6 protein-coding genes and 1 pseudogene are annotated in these 4,575 nt (G+C 70.0%); 6 read left to right on the top strand and 1 reads right to left on the bottom strand.

Going from position 1 to position 4,575, the window contains the following annotated elements; genetic code table 11:
* Nucleotides 1-357, bottom strand: a pseudogene (locus WBP48_RS09630) (hypothetical protein); the annotation flags it as partial.
* A gap of 107 nt (nucleotides 358-464) precedes the next feature.
* Here WBP48_RS09630 and WBP48_RS09625 point away from each other — a divergent pair.
* The 6 genes from WBP48_RS09625 to WBP48_RS09600 all read left to right on the top strand — a co-directional run bounded on the left by WBP48_RS09625 (nucleotide 465) and on the right by WBP48_RS09600 (nucleotide 4,557).
* Complete coding sequence (locus tag WBP48_RS09625) at nucleotides 465-1,055, top strand: TetR/AcrR family transcriptional regulator (RefSeq protein ID WP_424439517.1); 591 nt, start codon at nucleotides 465-467, stop codon at nucleotides 1,053-1,055.
* Nucleotides 1,056-1,246: 191 nt separating this feature from the next.
* A complete protein-coding gene (locus tag WBP48_RS09620) occupies nucleotides 1,247-1,822 on the top strand; it encodes a dihydrofolate reductase family protein (RefSeq protein WP_424439514.1) in 576 nt (191 codons plus the stop codon).
* A gap of 162 nt (nucleotides 1,823-1,984) precedes the next feature.
* Nucleotides 1,985-2,197 (top strand): hypothetical protein, encoded by a 213-nt coding sequence (locus WBP48_RS09615; protein WP_424439511.1) that lies wholly within the window; start codon nucleotides 1,985-1,987, stop codon nucleotides 2,195-2,197.
* Nucleotides 2,198-2,270: 73 nt separating this feature from the next.
* Nucleotides 2,271-3,293 carry a zinc-dependent alcohol dehydrogenase family protein gene (locus tag WBP48_RS09610; protein WP_424439508.1) on the top strand — a complete coding sequence of 341 codons (1,023 nt, stop codon included), beginning with the start codon at nucleotides 2,271-2,273 and terminating at the stop codon, nucleotides 3,291-3,293.
* 105 nt (nucleotides 3,294-3,398) lie between these two features.
* Nucleotides 3,399-3,839, top strand: coding sequence for a VOC family protein (locus WBP48_RS09605; RefSeq protein ID WP_424439505.1), 441 nt, complete (start codon nucleotides 3,399-3,401; stop codon nucleotides 3,837-3,839).
* 76 nt (nucleotides 3,840-3,915) lie between these two features.
* Nucleotides 3,916-4,557, top strand: coding sequence for a winged helix-turn-helix transcriptional regulator (locus tag WBP48_RS09600; protein WP_424439502.1), 642 nt, complete (start codon nucleotides 3,916-3,918; stop codon nucleotides 4,555-4,557).
* Nucleotides 4,558-4,575 lie beyond the last annotated feature (18 nt).

Below are 4,575 nucleotides of genomic sequence, written 5' to 3'. Positions count from 1 at the left end.
CGCCGTGAGCAGCTCCGGCTCGGGCCCCAGCACGATCGCCCCGACGACGTCGCGCTCTCGGATCGCCGTGATGGCGGCGTCGCGGTCGGCCACAGTCCGCAGATCGAGCAGGTCGCCGGAGTGGTCGGTCAGCTGCGTCGTCAGCGCGGTGACGGCCTGTTCGGGGCCGGTGACGGCGACGGGGATGTCCCGCGGCTCCGCCGTCACGGCGGGCCACGAGAACGCGATGACCACGATGGCGACGATCGCGACGAGCAGCAGCGAGACGCCCACGACCTTCGGGACGGGAGTGTGCGGAGTGTGTGCGTGCTCGGGCGCAGAGGCAGGGGCGGGGGTGACGGCGGTGGTGAGGGCCATGGCGGCGACCTTCCGGGAGGCTTGCAGTGGGTTGAGTTGCAAAAGAAAACGAACGCTCGTTCTTTTTACCATGGCATCCGGCAAGTGCCAAGCCCTACGCTGGATTCATGCCCAAGGTCACCGAGGCCCACCGCGCGGCGCGGCGCGAAGAGATCATCGACGCGGCGGTGCGGTGCGTGCTGCGCGACGGGTATCGGGGCGTCTCGATCGCCTCGGTCATTCAGGAGTCGGGCCTGTCGGCGGGTGCGATCTACGGGCATTTCGTGAACAAGCAGGAGCTTCTCGTCGCCGTCGCCGAGCGGGTGCTCGACGGCCGCGTGGCCGATCTCGCCGCTGCCCAGCGCCGCAACGGTCCGCTCTCACCGGGGGAGCTCCTGGTGGCTCTCATCGACGGGCTGCGTCACGAAGACGTCTCGGCGGCAATCCCCCAGGTGTGGGCGGAGGCGGCGTTCGACGATGACGTGCGCGCCGTCGCGGAGCGCATCTTCGGGCGCGTGCGCGGCATCCTACGCACCGAGCTCGTCGCGTGGGCGACCGCGTCTCCCGGGCGCGTCGATGGGGATGCCGAGGAGTGGGCCGACCTCGTCACGCCCGTCGTGCTCGCGGCAGTGCCGGGCTTTCTCGTGCAGCGCGCCATTCTGCGGAACTTCGACGAGGCCGCATATCTGCGCGCCCTGCCTGTCGCCTACCGGCGCTGAGCGGGCCGGATTTCAGCAGTCTTTAGAGCACAGTCGTCGGCGCAGACACCGTGCGGAAGCGACTGCCGAACGGGATGCGCGACCGGCACCACTACGGTTGCGCGGTCCGGCGTAGTGTGTCGCACAAGACCCGTGACCGCGCGAAACGGTGACGACGACAGAGACGGCGATGACGGCGAGGAGGCGCGACGATGCGCAAAGTGACCTACTCGATGGGCATGTCGCTCGACGGGTTCATCGTGGACGCCCACGGCGCCTTCGACTGGGCAGCGCCGAGCGAAGAGGTGTTCCGTCAGTCCCTCGATGAGATCCGCGATGTGGGCGTGCACCTGATGGGTCGGCGCCTCTACGAGACGATGCGGTACTGGGAGACGACCGACGAGGCGAGCTTCGACGAGCTCGAGCGGGAGTGGGCGGGGTTGTGGAATCCGCTGCCGAAGCTCGTCTTCTCGCGGACGCTGACCGAGGTGCAGGGAAACGCCCGGTTGGCAACGCGCAGCGTTGCGGACGAGGTCGCGCGCCTGCGCGCCGAGCCCGCCGACGGCGACATCGCCATCGGCGGCGCGACCCTGGCGGTCGAGGCGGCGCGCCTCGGGCTGATCGACGAGTACCTCATCCGGGTGTTCCCCATCCTCGTGGGCGGCGGGCTCCCCTTCTTCGCGCGCAACCAGCGCCAGGTCGAACTCGAACTCATCGAGTCACGGGTTCTCGACGGCGGCGTCGTGTTCTCGCACTACCGGCGACGGGCGGATGCCGAGGTGCGATAGCGGCCGCGGACCTGCCGGACTCACTTCAGCAGTCGCCCCAGCACAGTCCTTCACGCAAACACCGTGCCGAAGCGACTGCCGAACGGGCGGTCGTGCCCGGCATCCTGCCGGTTCCGTCACCTACGATGAGCCCTCGTGTGTGCGAAGTCGGAGACGGGCAGCATGCGTCGCAGGCTGCTGCGGGTCGCGAACGTGCTCGCCGGCATGGTCGCCGTCTGGGACGACGCCGGGTATCTCCCCGACCGCGCGATGCAGGAGGACATCCGCTACAGCCCGACGCTGCCGGTCGCGCGGATGGCCGCGAAGGACAGCACGACGATCGACGGGGTCCTGCACGTCGAGATCGAGAGCGCGTGCGCCGTCGGCGGCGAGTAGCGCGGGGGCGTCGCCGCGCGCCAGTCCCCGCCCGGCGTAACGTGGGAGCCGCACTGCGACGAGGGGAGAGGGCATGCGTGGCGTGATCCTGCGAGGGCCGGGCGATGTCCGGGTCGAGAACCGGGACGACCCTCGGATCGTCGAGCCGACGGATGCCGTCATCAAGGTGGCTGCGACCTGCATCTGCGGGTCGGATCTGTGGCCGTACCGTGGCGCGGACGACGTCCACGACGCGCCGATGGGCCATGAGTACGTCGGCACGGTCACCGAGGTCGGCGCCGACGTGACGAAGATCGAGGTCGGCGACTTCGTCGTGGGCTCGTTCTTCACCTCCGACAACACGTGCGAGATCTGCCGGTCGGGCTACCAGTCGATCTGCATCCACCGCACCCCGATGGGGCGCGAAGGCACGCAGGCGCAGTTCGCCCGCATCCCGAACGCCGACGGCACGCTCGTTGCGACGCCCGGCACGCCGGACCCCGACCTCATCCCCTCGCTGCTCGCCGCTTCGGACGTCCTTGGCACCGGCTGGTTCGCCGCCGCCGTCGCCGCGCAGGCGGGGCCCGGCAAGACGGTCGCCGTGGTGGGCGACGGGGCGGTGGGCCTCCTCGGCATCCTCGCCGCGAAGCACCTGGGCGCGGAGCGCATCATCGCGATGTCGCGCCACGCCGACCGGCAGGCGCTCGCGCGGCGGTTCGGCGCGACCGACATCGTCGAGGAGCGGGGTGCGGCGGGCGTCGCGAACATCAAGGAACTCACCGACGGCCTCGGCGCGCACTCGACGGTCGAGGCGGTCGGCACGCAGGAGTCGATGGACCAGGCGATCCGCTCGACGCGCCCCGGCGGTCACGTCGGTTACGTCGGTGTCTCGCACGACGTGGTGCTCGAGGGGCGGCCGCTGTTCTACTCCGGCGTGCACCTGCACGGCGGCCCCGCGCCGGTGCGGCGATTCCTGCCGGAGCTCATCCGGCTCATCTGGGACCGCGCGATCGACCCGGGCGCGGTCTTCGACCTGACGCTGCCGCTGGAGGATGCCACTGTGGGTTATCGGGCGATGGACGAGCGCCGGGCGACCAAGGTGCTCTTGACGGTATGAACCCTTGACGCACCACTTGTTTTTTGCAAGTGTTGACGGAAGCCCGACCGCCGGGCCGCCCGGGAGGCGAAAGTCGTCCGCGGGCATTCGAAGGGAAAGACCGCCATGACCTCGATGTTCGTCAACCTGCCGGTGATCGACCTGGAGCGCGCGAAGGCGTTCTACACGGCCATCGGCTTTCGCATCAACCCCGACTTCAGCGACCACAACGCAGCCTGCGTCGTCGTCGAAGATGACCACAGCTACTTCATGATCCTCGTCCGCGACTACTTCCAGACCTTCACCGATCGCCCGATCGGCGACCCGGCGACGGCGGTGTCGGCATCCACCGCGATCTTCCTCGATAGCCGTGAGGCCGTCGACGCGACGGTCGCGGCGGGCCTGGCGGCGGGCGGCGTGGAATCGCACCCGGCCGCGGACTACGGATTCATGTATCAGCGGCAGCTCAGCGACCCGGACGGCAACGTGCTCGAGTTCGGCTACATGGATGCCGCTGCGGCCGCGGGCGGGCCGGACGCGTTCGCCGGCGCCGACGCGTGGGCTTGACGCGAAAGTCTCGCCACCATGGGTAGATCTCCTCGCCCCCACGGCGCGGCAGCGCCCCTGAAAAGCTGACGCGACGATGGCGGCACGGGAGTACGGGCAGTACTGCGGCGTCACGCGCGCGCTCGAACTCGTCGGTGAGCGCTGGACGCTGCTGATCGTGCGTGACCTGCTCGTCGGGCCCCGGCGTTACGGCGAGCTCGCCACGGGGTTGCCGCGCATCCCGAGCAACATCCTCGCGGCACGGCTGAAGGAGCTGCAGGCCGCCGGGATCATCAGGCGGATGCCGCGCTCCCGCATCGTCATCTACGAGTTGACGCCGTACGGGCGCGAATTGGAACCCGTCGTGCTCGCGCTCGGCGCCTGGGGGTTCAAGGCGATGGGCGACCCCCGTGAGGATCAGATCATCACGCCCGACTCGATGACGATGGCATTGCGGACGGCCTTCCGGCCGCAGATCGCCGCGGCCCTCCCCGCCACAGGGTACGCGGCGCGCCTCGGTGCGACCGAACTGCTCATCCGGGTCGACGGAGCCGCCCTCGACGTGGCACGCGGTGCCGGGCCTGCTGATCTGGCGTTCGCGGCGGGCCCCGGCATCCGGGGAGTCATCTCCGGCGAACTGGCGCCCGACCGGGCCATCGCCATGGGCGTCGTTCAGGTGCTCGATGGGCCGGCGATGCTGCTCGAGCGGTTCGCGAGCACGTTCCACTTGGCGGCGTAGGCGCGCAGGGGCTCGGCC

Origin of the sequence: Microbacterium sp. (assembly GCF_049661145.1) — a bacterium.
GTDB lineage: Bacteria > Actinomycetota > Actinomycetes > Actinomycetales > Microbacteriaceae > Microbacterium.
Note: the sequence above shows the minus strand (reverse complement) of the source record. Positions and strands in the feature narration are given on the sequence as shown.